The sequence below is a fragment of the Listeria farberi genome (assembly GCF_014229295.1).
GTDB classification, from domain to species: Bacteria; Bacillota; Bacilli; order Lactobacillales; family Listeriaceae; genus Listeria; species Listeria farberi.
Genome location: NZ_JAARZL010000002.1, coordinates 158,660 through 179,451, shown reverse-complemented (window position 1 = coordinate 179,451; position 20,792 = coordinate 158,660). Strand labels below are relative to the sequence as shown.

Here is a 20,792-nt window from a genome sequence, read left to right as displayed (position 1 = left end):
GCTTATGTTTACTAAGATAGCATAAAAGCAATAGACTGTCTACAATGATTATCAATTACTAGTTAGTTTCTCGTTATTAATAATAATTATTATTTAGCTTTAGCAAGAAGAAATAAGAAGTACGGAGCGCCGATGATAGCGACAACAATTCCTGCAAATATTTCAGAAGGTTGAATAATCAAACGACCAATCGTATCAGCAAGTAATAACAGTAACCCTCCGGAAAGAGCTGCCGTAACCATCACCCAACGATGCGCGGAACCAACAAGTTTTCTAGCAATATGAGGACCAATCAAACCAATGAATGCAATCCCACCACTAACTGAAACACAAGCCGCTGCCAAACCAACCGCTACGATTAATAGAACAAATTTTTCGCGCTCTACTCGAACACCTAGACCTGTCGCCACTTGATCACCAAATGACAGCACATCAAGCGTTTTTACTTTCATAAAAGCAATCGCTCCGAGCACAAGTAACCATGGCAAAAGCGCATAAACATATTGCCAGCTTGAAGCCCAAATATTTCCAGCCATCCATTCAGCATATCGTTGATAATTTTGTGGGTCAAGTCGAACAGTCAAGAGCGTAATCAAAGCGGCAATCGCTGCTGCAACAGCAATCCCTGTAAGCAACAAGCGATTAGGAAGTAATCCCTCGCTCCTACTATAAGAAAGCCCATATACAACAAATGCCGTTAAAATAGCTCCCACAAAGCCAATGAACGGCATAAATAAAACCGGTACATCCATCGTTGAGGGAAAAAAGGAAATATAAAGCATTACTGCCAAGCCTGCCCCATTGTTAATCCCAAGAATTCCGGGATCAGCAAGCCCGTTCCCAGAAATACCTTGTAAAATCGTTCCTGAAACCGCAAGTCCTGCACCAACTAAAAGTGCAATTACAATGCGCGGCAAGCGAAATTCTGACACAATCAGTTGTGTTCCCGCATCCGCCATTCCAAAGAAAGACTTAATCACTTCTATAAAAGGTAATTTCGAATAACCAGCATTGACACTATATGTAAATGTACAAAAAATGAGCACACTTAAAATAATTAATGTCCAAATACGTCGCGATTTCTTCCGCTTTTCAGCAACAGTCATATACATTATAAGTTCCTCCTTTCTTTACGAGCTACATATAAGAAGAAAGGAACTCCGATTAATGCAAAAATCACGCTAATAGGCGTTTCATATGGTGGATTAATCGTTCGAGCAACAATATCTGCCGCTAAAGTCAAAAGTGCACCTACTACAGCCGAACAAGGAATAATAAAGCGATAATCAACTCCGACTAAAAATCGTACCAAGTGAGGCACAATTAAACCAATAAAACCAACCGGACCAACAACAGAAACAGCCAGTCCTGCTAAAATTAAAACAACAATCATTGAAGCTATTTTAACAAAAGCCGTTTTTTCACCAAGTCCAACTGCAATATCGTCTCCTAAACTTAAAATTGTAATGGATTTGCTTAACAAGATTGCCGCAATAAGTGCACCGAGCAACCACGGCCAAATTGCCGCAAGCTGACTCCATTTCACACCAGCGACTCCCCCTGCATACCAAAAAGCCAAGTCTTGACTCAACTGAAAATATATAGCAATCCCTTCACTAAGTGCTGTAAGAAGTGAACTAACCGCCGCACCCGCAAGTACTAACCGAGTTGGCGACATCGCACTTCCAGCAATAGAACTTACCCCAAAAACCAAAAACGCTCCAATCGCCGCTCCAACAAAAGAAAATAAAATTAGCGAATTATAACTAAGCCACGGCATAAAAGCAAAGCATACAGCTACCATAAACGTCGATCCAGCATTAAGTCCAAGCAAACCAGAATCAGCTAGTGGATTTCGCGTAATGCCTTGCATAATTGCTCCAGCCACTGCAAAAGCAGCTCCAATTGCTATATCTGCAATAACACGAGGTACGCGCAAACTTCGAATAATTTGGTGCGATGTCTCAGAACTATTATAATGAAAAAGCGCGTCCCAAACCGTAGATAAATTAATATCGGCCGCTCCAACTGCAATCCCAAATAAAGCTAGAATAAGAAGCAACAAAAGTCCACCCGAAAGTATGAATATAGCAACAGTTGGTCTTGTATTCATTTTTATCTGTTTTGACTTATCCATCTGTACATGTTCCTTCCATCTATAATATCCGCTCATTTTTAATGATAATAATTATCAATCGTAAAGAAAATTATATCAATATCGTTCACTAAGCGCAATCTTTAGTTAGATTCAAGTAACTTCTCGACAATAATATCCAACTGTCCTTCTATAGCTATAGGATCATAATAAAACATTGTGTCAAAATCCATTTGGTAGACATGTCCTGCTTTAAATGTCGGGAGATTTTTCCAAATTGGTGAGTCGGTTAACTCTTTCAACGTTTTCTCTCCGTCTTTAGCGCTTCCAGAAGATGTATTTGTTACAAACATTCTATCTGCTGCAAACTCAGGTAATACTTCTAGAGAAATTTTTTGCCAGTCTTGACCATCTAATACATCTTTTTGAATTTTGGCTGGTGCTTTTAGTTGTAAAGCATTATATATCGCTTGACCACCACGGCCCATATTTTCTCCCATTACATAAAAATCTTTATCTTGTACTTCATAAATTCCGACTGTTTCATTTGAATCAAGTTTTCCTGCTAACTTTGCTCTACTTTCTTTGGCTTTTTGATGAAACTTCTCAAGCCAAGCTTCTCCGGCTTTCTTTTCACCAACTAAATCTGCAATTTGCCGCACATCTTCTTCCACATTTTTAGAAGTCGCATACGGGATTAACACGGTTGGCGCAATTTTAGACATTTTTTCATATTCATCTTCTTTGGAAACGACAATTAAATCTGGTTTTAATTCTGCTACTTTTTCCGCTGAAACTGGATCGCCAATATCTTGAATCCCATCCACTTTTCCTTTCAAAAACGGATTTTCGATTTGTTTCGCCCTAGCCCCAACCGGCTTTATCCCAAGCAAAACGATATTTCCTAAGTATTCCGAAGCCACAATACGTTTCGGATGTGCCGGAATTTCTACTTTCTTTCCATTTGCCATTGTATATGTACGCATTTCGACCTTGTCATTTCCTGCCGTTTTATTTTCTCCACAAGCAGCCAAAACTACTGTAGTTAAAAGCATTAATACGAGTAAACTTAAACCTTTTTTCAAATGAACCCCTCCTGTAACTGATAATAATTCTCAGTTAGTATAGCAACTTTAATCTAAAAGTGCAAATCTTCTCTGACAAAGTATCACTTGCATCTTTAACGTAAAAACTCTATACTTAACAATTGAGAATGATTATCACCTTAACTTTAAATTGGAGCGATGAAAATGAAAGACCTTCATACAGATAACTTACAAATTTCATACGACAAACGAATCATTGTTGATGGTTTAGATATAGCCATTCCTGCTAATAAAATAACTGCCTTAGTTGGTGCAAATGGTTCCGGGAAATCAACTATTTTAAAGACGATGTCCCGCTTGATGAAACCTAGTAAAGGCGCTGTTTACTTAGACGGCAAGAAAATTCATAATGAACCGACACGAGAAATTGCCAAACAATTAGCTATCTTGCCGCAAAATCCTTCAGCACCTGATGGTTTGACAGTATTCGAATTAATTTCTTATGGGCGTTCTCCGCATCAAAGCAGTTTTAAATCAATTACTGCAAAAGATCGGGAAATTATTTTTTGGTCATTACGCGTGACGAATTTAACTGAGTTTGCAGACCGGCCGATTGATAGCTTATCTGGGGGGCAACGGCAACGCGCTTGGATTGCAATGTCTCTTGCGCAAGAGACAGATGTGTTATTTCTGGATGAACCGACAACCTTCTTAGACATGACCCACCAACTAGATGTTCTTAACCTACTCAAACAGTTAAATCAATCAGAAAACCGTACAATCGTCATGGTTGTTCATGATTTAAATCACGCATCTCGTTATGCTCATCATATGATTGCTATTAAAGAAGGAAAAGTAGTTGCAGAAGGTTCACCCGTTAATGTAATGACAGAAGAAACGTTAGAAGACGTTTTTAATATTAAAGCAGATATTTTAATTGACCCACGCAGCGGTGTCCCTCTTTGTCTCCCATACGAAACTTGCAACGGTTGCGAAATTGTAAAGGAGCTTGATTCCATTGCTAAATGAAGTATATGATGTAACCATTATTGGCGGCGGTCCAATCGGGCTATTTTCCGCATTTTATAGTGGCCTGCGTTCCATGAAAACAAAAATTATTGATGCCGAACCAGATGTTGGTGGCAAAGTGCGCTACTTTTTCCCAGAAAAAATCATTCGCGATGTCGGCGGTATTCCAGCTATTACCGGCGCAGATCTTATCGCAAATTTAAAAGAACAAGCAGAGACATTTCATCCTACTATTGTTTGCCGTGAGCGAATTGTTGATGTGATCAAACTAACAGACGGAACTTTTCAACTAACTTCGCATAATGGCTCGATTCATTTTTCTAAAACGATAGTTATTGCAACAGGTAGTGGTACATTTGAAGTCAATAAGCTTGAAGCTGTGCACGCGGAAGATTTTCCATTAGCAATACATTATGATGTAAAAAACATCGAGCAATTTCGCGACAAAGTAGTGGCGGTTTCCGGTGGTGGAAACTCCGCTATTGACTGGGCGCAGACGCTCGAACCAATCGCCAAACAAGTACACCTTATTTACCGCGGTGAAGATTTTAAAGCCCACGAGGAAAGTGTCCGTGAGCTTAAAAATTCTCGCGTTGAAATCCATATCCACCATGAAATCAGCGAACTAATCGGAAAGAACAATCAGTTAAATAAAATTACGGTATGCTGTAATCAAACCCAAACGATAAAAACAATTGAAACAGATGCACTTTTCATTAATCATGGGGTAAAAGTAGACCTTGGAACCATGGCTAAATGGGGATTTGAACAAGCGGATTTCGGTATTGTTGTGGATGATGAAATGAAAACGACTGTACCAGGTATTTTTGCTTGTGGAGATAGCGCGACCTATTCACGAAAAATCCGCATTATCGCAGCTGGATTACATGAAGGTCCTATTGCGATTAACAGCGCCAAAAAATATTTAGAACCTACAGCTAGAGATGAAGCAATGATTAGTACCCATCATGAAAGCTTTATTGGTTAAAAAAAGGATTCGGTCTCACTCGCCCGAATCCTTTTTTTCTTCACATATACCAAATTCGACAATTCGCATCATTTCCGTAAAATCATTGGCAAGTGGAATAAAATCTTCCATCGTCGCATTCGGATGTCTTTGCAAAAAAACCGTACTCTTCTCCGTAATATGCTGAAAAAGTGCTTTCATCACTTTTCGCGCCGCATCCATGTTCACATCTTTTTTTAACTGCATTTCGTTTAAAACTTGATTCATTTGCGCTTCAGACCGCTCAATTGCCTTATCGAAAAAACCATCTAATTTACCTTTCAATTCTGATGGTGGATTTCCGTAAACTTGCATAATCAAACCAAAAATCGCAGGATATTTACGATTAAAATCCAGTTTCATTTTCGTTGACCAAATCGCCATCTCAACAAAATCGCTCCATCGTTTCTCTTCCAAACTAACCTCATTCGTCGCAAAATCAACCGCGTAAGACACTGCCGCAATATAAAGTTTTTCTTTAGAGCCAAAATAATGAAAAATAAGCCCTTTGGAAACACCCGCTTTTACACAAATTTTATTGGTACTAGCTGCCTGATAGCCTTTTTCTGTAAATTCTTCCATCGCCGCTTCTAAAATTTTTAGGCGTTTTTCATCCATTATACTTTCAAATCCTTTTTCTTATAAAGAACAAAAGTAGCTACTACCGCCACAATAATCACCGCGCAGGAAATTAGTGCATTCGTTCCAGTAATCCCTTTGTCCATAATTTCTGATGGAATCGCATAATTGATTGGTGAGAAGTATTTGAAAAAGTCAACATTATCATTTAATCCGGCCATTATACCTAAAATATAAGTTAAGAAAACAAGTGCAAGCGCGACAGGAGAAGCTTGTTTAGCGGAACGTAACACTGCTGATACCATAAAGCCTACACTCATAAATACTGCTGCAACAAGCAATTCACTCGAAAACACTCGAACAAGCTCCATCACTAAATCCCCGCTATCTACCCCACTAGGTTTTAAAACAAGAACGAGCACCACAGAAGCCACAAACGTAATCAACCAAAAAGCCACGAAAGATAATAAATTTCCAACCATTTTCCAAAACACAAGACTAGCCCGAGTAACCGGCTGGGCATATAAAAATTCAATTGTTCCATCTGTTTCTTCTTTTATTAAAGCTTGCGCACCAATCAACGCTGCATACACGCACGCTGCAATAAAAATATACTGAAAAACATACGCAAAATAAGCATCAATATTCGTTAAATCCGCCATCGAATCCATATGCAAAATTTTCATCATATCTTGCGGAAGTGCATTCATCTTCGTATTAACTAAATCTTGCATCCCACTAGTTTGCATACTAGGGAAGAAAGCCATAAACACACCTAAAATCACAATCACTACAACGGACCAAACAACAAGGCTTTTTATTCTTGTTTTCCATTCAATGTGTAAGATGTTCATTTGATTTCTCCCCCTTCATAAAGTGTCATAAATTTATCTTCTAATTCTTGATTTGTAATCGTTAAATCCGTAATTTCTTTTTCCTGTAATAATGGCAAAATTGTTTTAATATCATCGTCAAAAATAAGTCGTGCTTTGCCTGTTTCATTTTCGATAATTCTTGCACCCGCATTCGTTAATTTTTCTAGGGGCAAATTCATCCCTTTAAGCGCAATCACTTTGCCAGTCATTTGCTGATTGGCGATGTCTTCCACCGCGATAATGTTCCCATTTCGAATAAAAGCCGCTCTCGTGCAGTATTCTTGAACCTCACGTAAATTATGACTTGAAAGAAAAATCGTCATCCCCTCTTTATTCCGCTCGGTCATTTCTTTAAATAAATAATGTTGCATCAAAGGGTCAAGACCGTTCGTTGGTTCATCCAAAATAAATAATTGCGGTTCGGTAATAAGTCCAGCAACAATCGCTACTTTTTTCTTATTTCCAAGCGACATTTCACCAAAACGCTTTTTCGGATCAATCGAAAACATTTCATAATATTTATTCATTTTTTGTGTTGCATTTTTGATTTGATGGAATTTAGCAGCATAGTGAATAATATCATTTGCAGTCATTTGTGGATAATAACGAACTTCACTCGGCACATATCCGACCATTTTCTTAATCTCTGCTGACTCTTTCACTACATCTTTTCCGAGAACCGTTGCACTCCCACTTGTTGCATAAATAAAATTCAATAAGACTTTGATAGTTGTTGATTTCCCTGCACCATTCGGACCAATAAAACCGTATAATTCACCTTCATTTACAGACAAATCCACATTTTCAATTGCTCGCTTTTTATGGTAATTTTTTGTGAGCGACTCCACTTTAATTGCTTCCATGTTCTCTCCTCCAAACTCAAATTGATCACTTAGTCAACTTGAGTATAACCTCTTTTGACCAGGTAGTCAATCAAGAACTATAATCAGTAATAGTATCAAAATTACTGATTTTCATGCTATCTTAAGTCTTTAAAATCCCACTTTTAGCTTGATAATGCTAATTTCAATAATCGCTTTATTCCGGATAGAATAACTATATTCCAGGTGATATAATATAGTACGTAAGCAAGTTTATGGTGGTGGCTAGCTCTTTCAACATGAAAGGGGGATGCCTATGACTTTTTTGTTAAGAACTCCTGGAAAGGATAACCCATGACCGTTTATGAAGCACTCTCTTTTGCAGTCGCTTTTACAACTTTAATGTTGTTACTAAACAGTCAAAATAACACAAAAAAATAACCACTCATAAACTTTGGACGGTTTAGTGGTTATTTTTATAATCTATTAAGTTAGCTGCCACCTTAAATGGGCTTACGTTTGAGGGTCATGTTCTTGCATGGCTCTCTTTTCATGTTTATGATACCACATTTCCATTCTTTATGCCAAGTATTCCCAAAGAAGTTTTTCATCCGGTTTATTCGTTTTCTTCTATTAATAGTTGTAATTTCCAGTACTGTATCGCGTACATTGTTTTTGCGTCATGAATGAATTGTTGTGCTATTAACTGTTCTGCTTCTTCCATCGTTACTTTGACTAAATTAATAAATTCATCTGCATCTTGCGCTAGAGGGTGTTCCATTTTCCGAAGATCCCGTGCTACATAAATATGTAAAAGTTCACTAGCAAATCCAGGTGATGTATAAAAAGAAGTGAGATACGTTAAATCATCAGACTGAAAACCAGTTTCTTCTTCTAGTTCCCGTTTTGCGGTCACGAGTGGATCTTCCCCCGGCTCCATTTTACCGGCTGGAATTTCGATAATGTTTTTTTCGAGGGGCTTTCGGAATTGTTCTACTAAGTACATTCTTCCATCTGCTGAAAAAGGTATAATTGCCACAGCTCCAGGATGTTTGACGATTTCGCGCTTGCTCTTTTCCCCATTCGGCAACTCCACATCATCTACTTGCAATTCAATAATATTTCCGCTAAAAATCTTTTCTGTATGAAGCGTTTTTTCCTCTAGTGAATCCACTTCTGCCACCTACTTCTCGTTTTTTTTTCATTATAACATAACTAAGTCCGAGTTTAATTTACATCGCGCGACTGATAACATCTGATTTCTAAATATGGTATGATAAGAACAAATAAAGGACACTTTCTAAAATATAAAAACCATGCTACTTGCTTAGTGCTCACATACTAAATATACTTAAATGGTAGTTACATTCCATCAATCTTTATTTTTAGAAAAATATACTATTAAGAAAAAGCGGACCTTTTAAACAGGTACTTAAAGGAGAAGATGTATAATGACCGTTTTTAAAAAGATATTAGCATTCACAGGTTCTATTTTACTTGTCATTATTTTGGGTGGTATTCTTACTTCACTTATCCAAAGTGGCTTGGTAATTGCAACAATTGTTATCGCTGTTGCAGCTATCCTATTTTTCTTTTCATCTAAAGCTGGAGACCGGGCGCAAATGATTGCAACTGGATTAACCAAGAAAGAATATAAATATATTCGTACTAACTTAGAAGAAGCTCGTGTGAAAATTATCCGCCTTCAAAAAATTATGACACAAAACAAAGCGCTATATTCTTTCCAAGAGCGCAACAAAACACTTTTACTTACTAAAAGAATTTACGGCATCGTAAAAGAAGAACCTAAACGTTTTTATGAAGCAGAAGATTTCTTTTTCTCTCATCTTGATTCTTTAGTAGAGCTAACCGAAAAATATGCCTTCTTAGAAAAACAACCTGTAAAAGACAAGAAAATTTATCAAACTCTTTCTGATACACGCACACTTTTAAATGATTTAAGTCGTGTTATTGAAAAGGATTTATTTACACTTTTGAATCAAGATGTAAACAATCTCGATTTTGAATTAGAAGTAGCGAAAAACTCCATTTCCAAACAGAAAAAGAAATTCGAAAGGGGTACAAAAGATGACCGCGAACAAGCCAAGTGAAGAAACAAATGAATTAAAAGATTTAGTAGTGGAGAAAGAGTTTAACCAAACATTAGATGACCTTCTTGCAAACCCTTTTGGATCAGACACTGAAACAGCAAGTAGTATCGTAAATAGCGAAACAGATGCGGCTCCCCGCTTAGTAGATATGCTTACAGAAACTAATAAAAAACAAGCCTTAGAATTATCCAAACAAATCGAACCAGGAAACCAATCAGCCATCCTCGGTTACGGAGCACCTGCACAAGCTAAACTACATGACTTTTCTCATTCAATGTTAGCACATGTACAAAAGCAAGATGTTGGACCAATTGGTGACATTATTAGTGATTTAATGTATCGTTTACAAGAAGCCGATCCGGATGAACTAGCTGCTCGCAACAAAAACGTCTTCACAAAAATGTTCCACCGAGTTAAACAATCCATCAATGAAATCACTTCTAAATATCAAAAAATTGGTACCCAAATTGACCGCATCGCGTTGAAACTGGAACATTCCAAAAAGCGTTTAATGGAAGATAACTCTTTCCTAGAACAGCTTTATGATAAAAATAAAGATTACTTCCAAGCACTTAACATTTACATTGCTGCTGGAGAATTAAAATTAGAAGAAATTAATACAAAAATGCTCCCGGAACTTCGCAAAAAAGCAGAACAAACTGGCGATCAAATGGATTATCAAGAAGTAAATGATTTAACGCAATTTGCGGACCGACTTGATAAGCGTGTATATGATTTACGCTTAAGTCGTCAAATCACTATCCAACAAGCGCCGCAAATCCGTTTAATCCAAAATACAAACCAAGCACTCGCTGAAAAAATTCAGTCTTCCATTATGACTGCCATTCCGCTTTGGAAAAACCAAGTAGCCATCGCGCTTACGTTGCTTCGTCAACAACAAGCTGTAGCTGCTCAACGCCAAGTTTCTGAAACAACGAACGAACTTCTAAAACGAAATGCCGATATGCTAAAAACAAACGCGATCGAAACAGCGCGTGAAAATGAAAGAGGTATCGTGGACATCGAAACACTTAAAGAAACGCAGTCCAGCTTAATTGAAACCTTGCAAGAAACACTTAAAATCCAACAAGAAGGCCGTGCTAAACGTGCTGTAGCAGAGAAAGAACTAGTTACAATGGAGCAAGAACTGAAAGAACGTTTACTGGAAATGAAATAAACGAAAAACCACTCTTCCCAAAAAGAGTGGTTTTTTTAATACCTTTTTATTTAGTTAAATAACTATAACCTTCTAAAAGAAGTGCAGCCATCTTCTCTGCAAATAATTGTATCATCTTTTCCCCTTTCTCCTCTTTGGCAAGGCTAGCATCCCCATATACACCACTTTTGCTTAAATCACCTAGCGAAATAGTTGATTTTCCGTAAAGGGTTGGTTTTTCAGGATATTCTCTAACCGCTTTTTTCATTTGCACTAATTCTTTTTTAGTCGCAAGCATTAAAGAGGTTTCAAATTCACAGGCATGAATCATTCCGTGCCATGTACCAGACTCACAATTCTTTTCCATTACTTCAGAAAGAGATGGATAGAATAGATACATAACAGGCATTTCTAACTCATCTGCTAATTCTCTAACAGCATATTTCATCGAGTTGTTGTTAGAATCATGTCCATTTATTAAGACGAGCATTTTGACACCATAGCGAGAAACACTGTGTGCAACATCCTTAATAATTGCTTCGACATGATGTTGTTGAATAGAGATAGTTCCTGGAATATCGCGCCATACCCAAGAATAGCCAAATGGCATTGGTGGAATGACTATTGCTCCTGTTTTTTCCGATACCAATTCTGCTAAATGCTCTGCTAAAAATATATCGACCCCAAGTGGTAAATGGTGTCCATGTTGCTCTGTTGCTCCGAGTGGTAAAATTGCGACTGGAAAATCAGTTATCGCTTTTTCCACTTCATCTCGTGTCATGTTTATTATTTTGTTGGCTGATTGCACCATTTTACATCCATCCTATCTTTGAAAAGCTTTTGCATTTTCTCTTATTTGATTGAGCATAGCCTTTGTGGCGCCGCGTGGAACAAGCTCACTTCCAATAGCGTAAGAATCACACCCCGCCTCTTTAAATTCTTCGATATTTCCTGAATCTATCCCACCAACTGCCATCAGATGAATATTAGGGAATGGACCTCTTAAACTTTTAATGTAAGTCGGTCCAAGTGTTCCAGCCGGAAAAACTTTAAAAATTTCTACGCCTAATTGTATTCCTTCCATAATTTCACCTGGGGAAAATACTCCTGGAAAAACAGCTATATCTTGTTTTATGCATTCTTCTACAATACTTTTTTCAAAACCTGGAGTAATAATAAACGTTGCTCCTGCTTTTTTCACCTTTTGAATTTGCTTTTTTTCTACTACTGTACCGGCTCCAATTGTCAATTGCTTAGCTGAAAAATGCTGACTTAAGGCTTCTAAACAAGCTAATCCTTTTGTTTCATTACTCAACGAGACTTCTAGCGTTGTAATCCCTTCTTCTAAAAGTAATTCTGTAATCGGAATAACATCTTCTTTTGCTACATCCCGAATAATTGCCATCATTTGGTCTTTCTCCATGGTTAACAAATCACACGCACTCCTTTATTAAAATTTGGCTAGCCAGTTTGCAGGATTATCATAAAATATAGCTTGTATTTGTTGCTCCGTTACTCCCTCTTCTAAAAGCCTTGGAATAAATTTTGTTTTTATAAAACGGAATCCCGGTCCACCGCCATATGCGTGCAGATAACTTTTTCTTCCCATATCTCCAGAGATGAGTAATTTATCCTCAAAACCATTTTCAAGCATATTTTTCACTAGTTCAACTCGTGTACTATCTGGATAGTATTTTACTTTTCCACAACCATCAAACTGAACATAAGCCCCTTTTTCAGCTAATTTCAGATGATAGTATGGATCTGCATTGCGATCGCTATGTCCAACAGCCACAAGCTCCATATCCACGCCTTCTTCTTCTAAGATAGCAAGCATTTCTTGGCCCATCGTCCCTGCTTCTGTATGCAACCAAATTGGTGCACCAGTTTCTTTTTGGGCCCATGCTACAGCTCTTGTTACTTTATCCTCTAATGGATGAATGAGGTTGTACCATGAACCTGACTTCAAAATCCCAGCACGAGCATCGGACCCATCCATTCCTTTTTCAATATCATAAATTAATCGATCTGTAATTTGTTCGATACTTTCCTCCTGTACCCACTCTGGGAAATAAATATGTTTATTAAATCCTGTAACACCAAGAACATTCACACCAGATTCCTCAGACATAGCTTTTAGTTTATTTCCATCACGACCATAATCTAGCGTCGAAGCATCTACGAGTGTTTGACCTCCAATAGATTGAAATGTTTTTAATTCTTCTAAGGAGGACTCATAATCGGTTAATTCAAAATCACGATCTTTCTGAACTGAGGGAGGACAACACCACAAATGTTCATGAGAGTATGTGAAACCAAGGCTTTCTTTCGAAATGTCACCAAGAACTGTTCTAATTTTCTTTTCCATTTAAAACCATCTCCTATATTTTTTTAAAGTGGTATCCCAAATAGTGTTCCAATTAATCGAATAATGACGATAACAATGATTGCATCAGTTGAAGCAAACCATAACCCTTGAATACCATAGCCATCTAATCCTAAAATTGGATAGGCAATTGCTACAATCATTTGAAAAATAAATCCTAATAATAAACCAGCAATAATGGCTCCTCGTCTACCGCCCATTGCATTTCCGAATACACCAGCTGCTCCGCCCATAAAAAACAATCCAATTACAGATGGGAGCACGACAACTGGAAGCATGGTAGAAACTAGTGTCGCTCCAAGCCCTCCGACCACTGCACATAAAAAACCAATGGTCGTTGCAGTAGGTGCGAATGAATAGAAAATGGGAACATCAAGAGCTGGAATTGCGCCGGGAACAATTTTTTCGCTAATACCTTTAAATGCTGGAACTAATTCACCTAAAAACATCCGTACCCCTTGAAGTAGTATTAATATTCCGACAACAAAAGTGAATGCTTGCAATATTGCGAATAGTACATTACTTTGTGTGCCAGCTAGTTCTTTCATCACCGGCTCATCCACAAAGAAAGATGTAAAGATATAAATCACTGCCATGACAATCCCCATTAAAACTGACATTTCTTTCAAAAAATCTAGTTTTTTAGGAACTTTTAAGTCCTCTGTAGAATTAGCTTTATTTCCTAATTTCCCTCCAAGCCAACCGGTTGTCCAGACAAGTGAGCTGCCCCAAAAGCCAAAACCGACTTGATCATTTCCTGTTACTTTACGTACAAAAGGTTGTGCGAGAGCTGGAAAAACAATACTTGAAATACCTTGTGCAATAGAACCAAACAAAATAATTTGCCAGCTACTAAAGCCCATTTGATCAAATACAATGGCCATTGTTGCTGCGAAGGAAAACATCATATGCCCAGTTAAGAAGATATATTTCCATCTGGTCGTTCTAGCAAGAATAACATTAATAATAAAACCAAATACAAGAATTAAAGACGTTTCCGTTCCTAAAATTTGCTGAACAGCAGCTGCAATAGCATTATCTTCTGCTACCACCCCTTTAAGTTGAAAAGCATTTTCAAACATTGTGCTAAATGGAATTAGACTTCCAACAATAATCGCGGACCCTTGCTGTAACATAATAAAACCAAAAATCGTTTTTAATGTTCCTTTTACAATATCAGAACCGGTTTTCCTTAAGGCAATTAACCCAATAGCTGCTATAATTCCTAAAATAAAAGCGGGCGTAGAAAAAATTTCTGTGATGAAAGTAAGCATCTTCATCCTCCTTTTTTATGAAGCAAAGTATTGTTTGATAGCTGGCAAAACTTTTTCTTCTATTTCTTTTTTATCGAGAATATTAATGATTGGAACAACTTTTACTTCTTCCTCTGCTAATTCTTTGGCTATTTCACTGGAAGCAACAATAATGTCGCACGTTCTTCCCTTCGCACTACTTAAATCCGTTGCTTCCCCTCCAACTGTAAATCCATGTTTTTTTGCCATATCTTGAATCTCCATAAGCAACATCAAGCTAGTTCCAAATCCCATTCCGCAAACCGTTAAAATTTCCACTACTTTTCCTCCTTATTTATGGTACATAAGATTTCCGCTTTATCGGTACTTGTTTTTAATCTTTTTAGCTTCACTTCATCGGTTAATAATTCACTAAGCGCTTGGAGCATTTTGATGTGGAAATTTGTATCTACACCACCAATTGCGATAACAAGACTTACATCGTCATTGGTTGGATGCCCAAATTTTATTGGTGTTTTCAAACGAACAAGTGACATACATTGTTTTTTCACCCCGTGTTCGGGTCGTGCATGTGGGATTGCAATATGTGGTGCTAGGACTATATAGGGACCTAATTTTTCATAACCAGCTACCATCGCATCTACATAACTAGATAAAGCGCTTTCAGTTTTTACCAAGAGGTTTCCAGCAGCTCTGATAGCATCTACCGGACTTTCCACCTCCACATCCAATTCAATTTGTTCTAAAGTAATTGGTAACAATACGACTTCCTCCTTTTCTATATGATATGTTTTTTAGTTCTACCTTCTAATTCAGCCAAATATTGATACCTATCTCCGCGAGCGACCATATCTACCACTTCCACTGGAGTATTGCCTTTCATATAGGAAGTACGTCGAACATGAAGCACCGCAGAATCTTCAGGAACTGCGAGCAAGGCAGATTCAATCGGCGTGGATAATCTTGCTGTAATAATTTCATCTGCATGTACTAAACTAATATGATAAATTTCTTCCAAATCATGGTAAAGGGAATCTGATTTCAAACCATTTTCGAGTAAACCAGGAACATATTTGGCGCGTAAATAATTAATCATAATCGCAACAGGTTCACCATCAATTTCTCTCACGCGTCTAATACAAGTTACTTCTTCATTCTTACCTAATTGGAGTGCTGTACGAATTTTTTTTGATGGGATTGCTGCAGAAATTTCTACACTGATAGTCTTAGATTCCTTATGTTGTAATTTCATTTCCTCTGACCAACTAAAAATCCGTCCAAGTCCTTGTGTAGTCTTTGTTTGACTCACAAACGTTCCTTTGCCTTGTTGTTTGCTTACAATTCCCTCATTTACCAGCTCTTCTATCGCTTTTCGAACTGTCATCCTGCTAACATGATACATCTTTTCAATTTCTGTTTCTGTCAAAAGTAAATCTCCAACCGACATATCTTGTTCAATTTTCTCTTGTAGTTGATTTTTCAGTTGCATATAAAGTGGTGTAGAAGATGATTTATTTAATTTTTTCATATTAATTTCATTCCTCCCGAAAAGTTATCTTTTGATTCATTATAACATTTGCAATAATATAATCAAGAAACATTATAACCTTTCGTCGTTTTCAGTGTATAACATCATAACGAATTAGTCAAGATTTTTTTAAAGGTTATAATCTATATGTATAAAAAAAGAAAAGGTTGGATGTCCTTTTCTTTTTTAAAGTCCTTCTAAACGTAAATTCTCAAAATAAACGGGTTTTAAATTGGTTACGGTAAGTCCAATCAAGCGAATGCTATCTTGTCCTTTATAACTCTCTCTTAGAAGTAACGCCGCCGCTTGATAAATTTGGCTTGCATCATTGGTATATTCGTTTAAAGTAAGTCGTTTAGTAATGGTTGTAAAGTCACTGTAGCGTAGTTTTAGTACTACCGTCTTGCCATGTTTTTGTAATTTGATGAGCCGTTCTTCTACTTTTTTGGCGAATTGCATGAGGCTTTGTTCGAGAATTCGGCTATCTAAGACATTAAATTCAAAAGTGGTTTCTTTGCCAACAGATTTGCGATCACGATGCGGGTTCACAATGTTGTTTGAACGGCCACGAACATGTCGATATAATTGATAGCCGTGTTTGTGTAATTCACGAATAAGGTCCCACTCGCTCCACTTCTTCAAATCCGCTCCCGTTTCAATTCCCAAACGGTGCAATTTTTCTGCGGTTACTTTTCCTACCCCATAAAATTTAGTGACTGGTATTTGTTCTAAAAAGGCTTCTGCTTCTTCGGGCGTAACTACTGTAATACCAGCAGGTTTTTTAAAATCAGAAGCGATTTTTGCGATAAATTTATTAAATGAAACACCGGCAGAAGCGGTTAGACCAAGCTCATGATAAATCGTCTGCTGGATCTCGCGTGCAACCATTGTGGCGGATTTCATTCCTTTTTTATTTTCAGTTACATCCAAATAAGCTTCATCTAAGGAGAGTGGTTCGATAATATCCGTATATCTGGAAAAGATTTCGCGGATTTGATTAGAAACCTCTACATAATGAGCCATATTGCCGTGAATAAAAATGCCATTCGGACAAAGTTTAGCAGCTTGCCTGGTGGGCATAGCCGAATGCACACCAAATTTGCGTGCTTCATAAGAACAAGTCGCAACAACTCCACGTTTATTAGGGTCCCCGCCAATAATAAGCGGCTTCCCTCGGAACTCAGGATGGTCGCGTTGTTCTACAGATGCATAAAAAGCGTCCATATCAATATGAATAATTTTTCTACTCGTATCCATAACTGCATCTCCCTTGAAACGAACAAGCGTTCTTATTCAATTATAAAGGTTAACCTCATTAATTACAAGAAAAAAACACCCTATTTTCATAAGGTATTTTCTTCCGTTTTATTTCTTTAAAAATGCCCCTTTGCCGAAAAATTCGATAACTTGTGGCATTATTTGATAAAGACGAGTCGCAATATTCATTACAAAAGGTAAATTGATTTCGCGTCGTTTAGTCCCCATAATTTGTACGGTTTTTCGTGCTACTTTTTCTGGTTGTAAAACTAATTTTCCAACTGTCTCTAAATAGTTACCTGATTTATCTGCTACATCGAAAAAATTCGTTGCAATAGGTCCAGGATTTATCGTTGTAACTTTGATTTTATCAGGGCTTAGTTCTAAACGAAGCGCATTAGAGAAACCTAGTACTGCATATTTTGTTGCTGAGTAAACAGTTGATTTTGGTGTGGCAATTTTGGCAGCTTGAGAAGCGATGTTAATAATGTGACCAGACTTACGTGCTTGCATTTGCGGTAAAATAAGTTGCGTTAATTGAATTAAACCAAGGACATTCGTATCGAACATTTTTTCAATAGTTTCAAATGGAATATCAACCGCGTTTTCAAACAAACCAAAACCTGCACAGTTGACTAATACATCGATTTGATAAGCTGCATTTATTTCAGTACTTACTTGTTTTACTTGCTCAAAGTCTGTCATATCTAGTGTAAAATAAACAGCTTCTACTGAAAAATTACTACTTATTTCTTTCTGTAACGCAATTAGTTTTTCTGTACTTCTTGCAGTGATAATAACATTCGCACCTGATGCGGCCACTTGTCTGGTAATTTCCGCACCAAGGCCGTTAGAAGCTCCAGTGATTAATACTGTTTTATTTTTCAAAAAAGGGTTCATTTTATCACTCTCCAATTGGGAAAACAGCTAAGTCATACGCTATTTCAGTATTTTCAAAAACAGATTGTGCTTCCATTAATAATTCTCTGCTTGCTTCGCGGTCATATCTCGAGCTGATGTGGGTTAAAATTAATTTTTTGACGTTGGCTTTTTTTGCAAGAGTCGCTGCTTGTATGGTGGTTGAATGCATATATTCTCCTGCTAACTTTTCTTTACCACCTTCAAACGTGGCTTCGTGTACTAGAACATCAGCATTTAGCGCTAATCCAAGTTCACTTGCTGTTGCTTTAGTATCCCCGAAAATACTAATGATTTTCCCCTTTTGTGGCTCATCAATGTAGTCTTTTCCATCAATTACACGTCCGTCAGTTAATGTGACTGATTCTCCATTTTTCAGTTTTTGAAAAATAGGACCTGGTTCGACGCCATCATCTATTAATTTATCCGCATTGAGCGCACCCTGTTTATCCTTTTCGGTGATACGGTAACCAAAACTACGTAATCCGTGATCTAATTCATCGACTGTAATAGAGAACATCTTGTCTTCAAAAATTAAACCTGGTTCAATTTCATTAAAAATGATTTTATATGTTAGCCTAGTCCCGCTTATTCTTAAAGAAGTTTCCACATATTCGGCAATTCCAGTTGGCCCATAGATGGTTAAATCTGACTCGCCACCTTGAAAAGAACGACTACTTAATAAGCCCGGTAAGCCAAAAATATGATCGCCATGCAAATGAGTAATAAAGATTTTTTCTAGCTTACTTAGTTTAATTTGGCTTCGCATGATTTGGTGTTGAGTTGCTTCCCCGCAGTCAAAAAGCCAAATTGTATTTCGTTCATTTAACATTGAAAGTGCGATGGATGTGACATTACGGCCTCGTGACGGTATGCCTGCTCCAGTTCCTAAAAAAACAAGTTCCATTTTTGTTCCATTCCCTTCCCAGTTCGTGTCTTATTTTATCATATTCTTAAACGAACAGGAAATAAACATTTTTACATTAAAAACCCTTATAATTCAGAAATAACTGTCAAATTAAAAAAATATTCGAACCAAACAGTTGCACAAATGCTTCTTTATGGATAAAATAGTATGGACTAATGAGGAAAATTAATAGCTCATTTAATAAGGCCTTTTTTTGTGGGGTTCTTTTCAAACTAAGAAATCTTTTTCTTAGCAGTTAATTTTTGCCATTAAGAGAATAAGAAAGAGGGTAAATGACGTATGACAGATGAGTTAGAACAAAAAGCACTGATTACTATTTTTGGCGGTACGGGAGATTTGGCAAATCGCAAACTTTACCCTTCGCTATATCATTTATACAGTAAGGGGTCTCTTGGCGACAATTTTGCTGTAATTGGAACGGCTCGTCGTGAATGGAGTAATGATTTCTTCCGTGATAAAGTAAAAGAGTCTATCAAAGACATTGACGGTTCTGAAAAAGACGCGGATGCATTTGCTTCTCACTTCTACTATCAATCTCATGATGTGACAAATAAAGAATCTTATGTAACATTAAAAGATTTATCTGATGAATTAGATGCTAAATATGAATTGGGTGGTAATCGCCTGTTCTATCTTGCAATGGCTCCGAATTTCTTTGGAACAATTGCAAGTCGCATTAAATCAGAAGGCTTTGTAGACACAGATGGTTTTCATCGTTTAATTATTGAAAAACCATTTGGGCATGATTTAGCTAGCGCGGAAGAACTTAATAATTCGCTTCGACAAGCATTTAAAGAAGATGAAATTTATCGTATCGACCATTATTTAGGCAAAGAAATGATCCAAAATATTTCGGTTATTCGTTTTGCCAATTCAATTATTGAATCGCTTTGGAATAATCGTTATATTGATAATATCCAAGTCACTTTAACAGAAGTACTTGGCGTTGAGGACCGTGGACGTTATTATGATGAAAGCGGAGCACTTCGAGACATGGTTCAAAACCATATCTTACAAATAGTATCCTTACTTGCGATGGAACCTCCAATTAATTTAACGACACGCGAGATTCGTCATGAAAAAGTTCGCGCGCTTCGTTCGTTACGCGTTTTTGAAGGTAAAGAAGTGCATCAAAACTTTATTCGTGGTCAGTACGGTCCTGGTGAAGTAGGCGGCAAAGAACTAAAAGGCTACCGTCAAGAAGATAATGTGGATCCCCATTCCAATACGGAAACATTTGTTGCAGCCAAACTTGAAATCGATAATTTCCGCTGGGCTGGCGTACCATTTTACATTCGTACCGGTAAACGTCTTGCAAAGAAAACAACGCAAATTGCGATTCAATTTAAAGATGTCCCGCTAAACTTATTTGGCCAACAACAATCGCTTGGTGGTAATGTGCTTGTTATTCATATCCAACCAGATGAAGGTATTACACTGCATTTGAATGTAAAAGAACCTGGTCAAGGTATGGTAACAATGCCAGTTAACTTAAATTACATTCATTCTTCTCCAGATGGCATGAATACACCTGAAGCATACGAAAAATTAATTCTGGACTGCTTGCGTGGTGACGCGACTTACTTCTCTCACTGGGATGAAGTATCGCTATCATGGAACTTTATTGACCATGTAGCAGACGTTTGGACAAATACGAAAGATCATTTCCCGAACTACAAATCCGGTTCAATGGGTCCAAAAGAAGCAGATGACCTTATTCAACGCGACGGGTTCCAGTGGTTCCCAATCGATTAATCAAAAAACCAGAAATATGGCTACTCTAGCCTATTTCTGGTTTTCTTTG

General features: G+C 37.4%; 22 protein-coding genes. 5 read left to right on the top strand and 17 right to left on the bottom strand.

Annotated elements, in window-relative coordinates; all coding sequences use genetic code 11:
- Window positions 1-89 precede the first annotated feature (89 nt).
- From HCB38_RS08475 to HCB38_RS08465, 3 genes are all read right to left on the bottom strand, one after another.
- On the bottom strand, window positions 90-1,112 hold the full coding sequence (locus tag HCB38_RS08475) for a FecCD family ABC transporter permease (RefSeq protein ID WP_185319161.1): 1,023 nt from the start codon (window positions 1,110-1,112) through the stop codon (window positions 90-92).
- Window positions 1,112-2,137 (bottom strand): FecCD family ABC transporter permease, encoded by a 1,026-nt coding sequence (locus HCB38_RS08470; protein WP_185638234.1) that lies wholly within the window; start codon window positions 2,135-2,137, stop codon window positions 1,112-1,114. The genes HCB38_RS08475 and HCB38_RS08470 overlap by 1 nt, the downstream gene beginning before the upstream one ends.
- A gap of 101 nt (window positions 2,138-2,238) precedes the next feature.
- On the bottom strand, window positions 2,239-3,180 hold the full coding sequence (locus HCB38_RS08465; protein ID WP_185607868.1) for an iron-hydroxamate ABC transporter substrate-binding protein: 942 nt from the start codon (window positions 3,178-3,180) through the stop codon (window positions 2,239-2,241).
- Window positions 3,181-3,345: 165 nt separating this feature from the next.
- Here HCB38_RS08465 and HCB38_RS08460 point away from each other — a divergent pair, with 165 nt between their 5' ends.
- Window positions 3,346-4,170, top strand: a complete 825-nt coding sequence (locus tag HCB38_RS08460) for an ABC transporter ATP-binding protein (RefSeq protein ID WP_010991738.1) — start codon at window positions 3,346-3,348, stop codon at window positions 4,168-4,170.
- A complete protein-coding gene (locus HCB38_RS08455) occupies window positions 4,160-5,158 on the top strand; it encodes an NAD(P)/FAD-dependent oxidoreductase (protein WP_185638231.1) in 999 nt (332 codons plus the stop codon). The genes HCB38_RS08460 and HCB38_RS08455 overlap by 11 nt, the downstream gene beginning before the upstream one ends.
- Window positions 5,159-5,173: 15 nt before the next feature.
- On the opposite strand, the gene timR is transcribed toward HCB38_RS08455, so the two are convergent.
- From timR to HCB38_RS08435, 4 genes are all read right to left on the bottom strand, one after another.
- On the bottom strand, window positions 5,174-5,794 hold the full coding sequence (timR, locus tag HCB38_RS08450) for a macrodiolide transporter TimAB transcriptional regulator TimA (RefSeq protein ID WP_185638229.1): 621 nt from the start codon (window positions 5,792-5,794) through the stop codon (window positions 5,174-5,176).
- Window positions 5,794-6,609, bottom strand: a complete 816-nt coding sequence (timB, locus tag HCB38_RS08445; protein ID WP_185319166.1) for a macrodiolide ABC transporter permease TimB — start codon at window positions 6,607-6,609, stop codon at window positions 5,794-5,796. The genes timR and timB overlap by 1 nt, the downstream gene beginning before the upstream one ends.
- Entirely contained in the window at window positions 6,606-7,493 is an 888-nt protein-coding gene (gene timA, locus HCB38_RS08440; protein ID WP_185319167.1) for a macrodiolide ABC transporter ATP-binding protein TimA, read from the bottom strand. The genes timB and timA overlap by 4 nt, the downstream gene beginning before the upstream one ends.
- A 574-nt stretch (window positions 7,494-8,067) precedes the next feature.
- Window positions 8,068-8,625: an NUDIX hydrolase gene (locus HCB38_RS08435; protein ID WP_185638227.1), complete on the bottom strand. Its 558-nt coding sequence runs from the start codon at window positions 8,623-8,625 to the stop codon at window positions 8,068-8,070.
- A 277-nt stretch (window positions 8,626-8,902) separates the two neighbouring features.
- Between HCB38_RS08435 and HCB38_RS08430 the strand changes: the two genes are divergently transcribed.
- Window positions 8,903-9,562 (top strand): 5-bromo-4-chloroindolyl phosphate hydrolysis family protein, encoded by a 660-nt coding sequence (locus tag HCB38_RS08430; RefSeq protein WP_003767630.1) that lies wholly within the window; start codon window positions 8,903-8,905, stop codon window positions 9,560-9,562.
- On the top strand, window positions 9,540-10,739 hold the full coding sequence (locus HCB38_RS08425; protein ID WP_185638225.1) for a toxic anion resistance protein: 1,200 nt from the start codon (window positions 9,540-9,542) through the stop codon (window positions 10,737-10,739). The genes HCB38_RS08430 and HCB38_RS08425 overlap by 23 nt, the downstream gene beginning before the upstream one ends.
- Window positions 10,740-10,785: 46 nt before the next feature.
- On the opposite strand, the gene HCB38_RS08420 is transcribed toward HCB38_RS08425, so the two are convergent.
- The 10 genes from HCB38_RS08420 to rnz form a co-directional block, all read right to left on the bottom strand.
- Window positions 10,786-11,529 carry a creatininase family protein gene (locus HCB38_RS08420; protein ID WP_185319169.1) on the bottom strand — a complete coding sequence of 248 codons (744 nt, stop codon included), beginning with the start codon at window positions 11,527-11,529 and terminating at the stop codon, window positions 10,786-10,788.
- A gap of 12 nt (window positions 11,530-11,541) precedes the next feature.
- On the bottom strand, window positions 11,542-12,150 hold the full coding sequence (locus tag HCB38_RS08415) for a bifunctional 4-hydroxy-2-oxoglutarate aldolase/2-dehydro-3-deoxy-phosphogluconate aldolase (RefSeq protein WP_185638223.1): 609 nt from the start codon (window positions 12,148-12,150) through the stop codon (window positions 11,542-11,544).
- Window positions 12,151-12,168: 18 nt separating this feature from the next.
- Window positions 12,169-13,086 (bottom strand): phosphotriesterase family protein, encoded by a 918-nt coding sequence (locus tag HCB38_RS08410; RefSeq protein WP_070024772.1) that lies wholly within the window; start codon window positions 13,084-13,086, stop codon window positions 12,169-12,171.
- 23 nt (window positions 13,087-13,109) lie between these two features.
- Entirely contained in the window at window positions 13,110-14,378 is a 1,269-nt protein-coding gene (gene ulaA, locus HCB38_RS08405; protein ID WP_070024769.1) for a PTS ascorbate transporter subunit IIC, read from the bottom strand.
- A 15-nt stretch (window positions 14,379-14,393) separates the two neighbouring features.
- A complete protein-coding gene (locus HCB38_RS08400) occupies window positions 14,394-14,675 on the bottom strand; it encodes a PTS sugar transporter subunit IIB (RefSeq protein ID WP_003767637.1) in 282 nt (93 codons plus the stop codon).
- Window positions 14,675-15,118 (bottom strand): PTS sugar transporter subunit IIA, encoded by a 444-nt coding sequence (locus HCB38_RS08395; protein ID WP_003767638.1) that lies wholly within the window; start codon window positions 15,116-15,118, stop codon window positions 14,675-14,677. The genes HCB38_RS08400 and HCB38_RS08395 overlap by 1 nt, the downstream gene beginning before the upstream one ends.
- A gap of 17 nt (window positions 15,119-15,135) precedes the next feature.
- Window positions 15,136-15,885, bottom strand: coding sequence for a GntR family transcriptional regulator (locus HCB38_RS08390; protein ID WP_003767639.1), 750 nt, complete (start codon window positions 15,883-15,885; stop codon window positions 15,136-15,138).
- 186 nt (window positions 15,886-16,071) lie between these two features.
- Window positions 16,072-17,142, bottom strand: coding sequence for a DNA polymerase IV (dinB, locus tag HCB38_RS08385; protein ID WP_185638222.1), 1,071 nt, complete (start codon window positions 17,140-17,142; stop codon window positions 16,072-16,074).
- A 108-nt stretch (window positions 17,143-17,250) separates the two neighbouring features.
- Window positions 17,251-18,042 (bottom strand): SDR family NAD(P)-dependent oxidoreductase, encoded by a 792-nt coding sequence (locus HCB38_RS08380; protein ID WP_185319172.1) that lies wholly within the window; start codon window positions 18,040-18,042, stop codon window positions 17,251-17,253.
- 4 nt (window positions 18,043-18,046) lie between these two features.
- On the bottom strand, window positions 18,047-18,967 hold the full coding sequence (rnz, locus tag HCB38_RS08375; protein ID WP_185618325.1) for a ribonuclease Z: 921 nt from the start codon (window positions 18,965-18,967) through the stop codon (window positions 18,047-18,049).
- Between the two features lie 300 nt (window positions 18,968-19,267).
- Here rnz and zwf point away from each other — a divergent pair, with 300 nt between their 5' ends.
- A complete protein-coding gene (gene zwf / locus HCB38_RS08370) occupies window positions 19,268-20,743 on the top strand; it encodes a glucose-6-phosphate dehydrogenase (protein WP_003767646.1) in 1,476 nt (491 codons plus the stop codon).
- The last annotated feature ends 49 nt before the right edge of the window (window positions 20,744-20,792 follow it).

What these genes read in the sequence shown, in the direction of transcription:
- timB (WP_185319166.1), bottom strand. Translation starts at nt 6,609, where the DNA reads ATGAACATCTTACACATTGAATGGAAAACAAGAATAAAAAGCCTTGTT.
- HCB38_RS08390 (WP_003767639.1), bottom strand. Translation starts at nt 15,885, where the DNA reads ATGAAAAAATTAAATAAATCATCTTCTACACCACTTTATATGCAACTG.
- HCB38_RS08425 (WP_185638225.1), top strand. Translation starts at nt 9,540, where the DNA reads ATGACCGCGAACAAGCCAAGTGAAGAAACAAATGAATTAAAAGATTTA.
- HCB38_RS08460 (WP_010991738.1), top strand. Translation starts at nt 3,346, where the DNA reads ATGAAAGACCTTCATACAGATAACTTACAAATTTCATACGACAAACGA.
- timR (WP_185638229.1), bottom strand. Translation starts at nt 5,794, where the DNA reads ATGGATGAAAAACGCCTAAAAATTTTAGAAGCGGCGATGGAAGAATTT.
- rnz (WP_185618325.1), bottom strand. Translation starts at nt 18,967, where the DNA reads ATGGAACTTGTTTTTTTAGGAACTGGAGCAGGCATACCGTCACGAGGC.
- zwf (WP_003767646.1), top strand. Translation starts at nt 19,268, where the DNA reads ATGACAGATGAGTTAGAACAAAAAGCACTGATTACTATTTTTGGCGGT.
- HCB38_RS08470 (WP_185638234.1), bottom strand. Translation starts at nt 2,137, where the DNA reads ATGGATAAGTCAAAACAGATAAAAATGAATACAAGACCAACTGTTGCT.
- timA (WP_185319167.1), bottom strand. Translation starts at nt 7,493, where the DNA reads ATGGAAGCAATTAAAGTGGAGTCGCTCACAAAAAATTACCATAAAAAG.
- HCB38_RS08475 (WP_185319161.1), bottom strand. Translation starts at nt 1,112, where the DNA reads ATGTATATGACTGTTGCTGAAAAGCGGAAGAAATCGCGACGTATTTGG.
- ulaA (WP_070024769.1), bottom strand. Translation starts at nt 14,378, where the DNA reads ATGCTTACTTTCATCACAGAAATTTTTTCTACGCCCGCTTTTATTTTA.
- HCB38_RS08430 (WP_003767630.1), top strand. Translation starts at nt 8,903, where the DNA reads ATGACCGTTTTTAAAAAGATATTAGCATTCACAGGTTCTATTTTACTT.
- HCB38_RS08380 (WP_185319172.1), bottom strand. Translation starts at nt 18,042, where the DNA reads ATGAACCCTTTTTTGAAAAATAAAACAGTATTAATCACTGGAGCTTCT.
- dinB (WP_185638222.1), bottom strand. Translation starts at nt 17,142, where the DNA reads ATGGATACGAGTAGAAAAATTATTCATATTGATATGGACGCTTTTTAT.
- HCB38_RS08410 (WP_070024772.1), bottom strand. Translation starts at nt 13,086, where the DNA reads ATGGAAAAGAAAATTAGAACAGTTCTTGGTGACATTTCGAAAGAAAGC.
- HCB38_RS08420 (WP_185319169.1), bottom strand. Translation starts at nt 11,529, where the DNA reads ATGGTGCAATCAGCCAACAAAATAATAAACATGACACGAGATGAAGTG.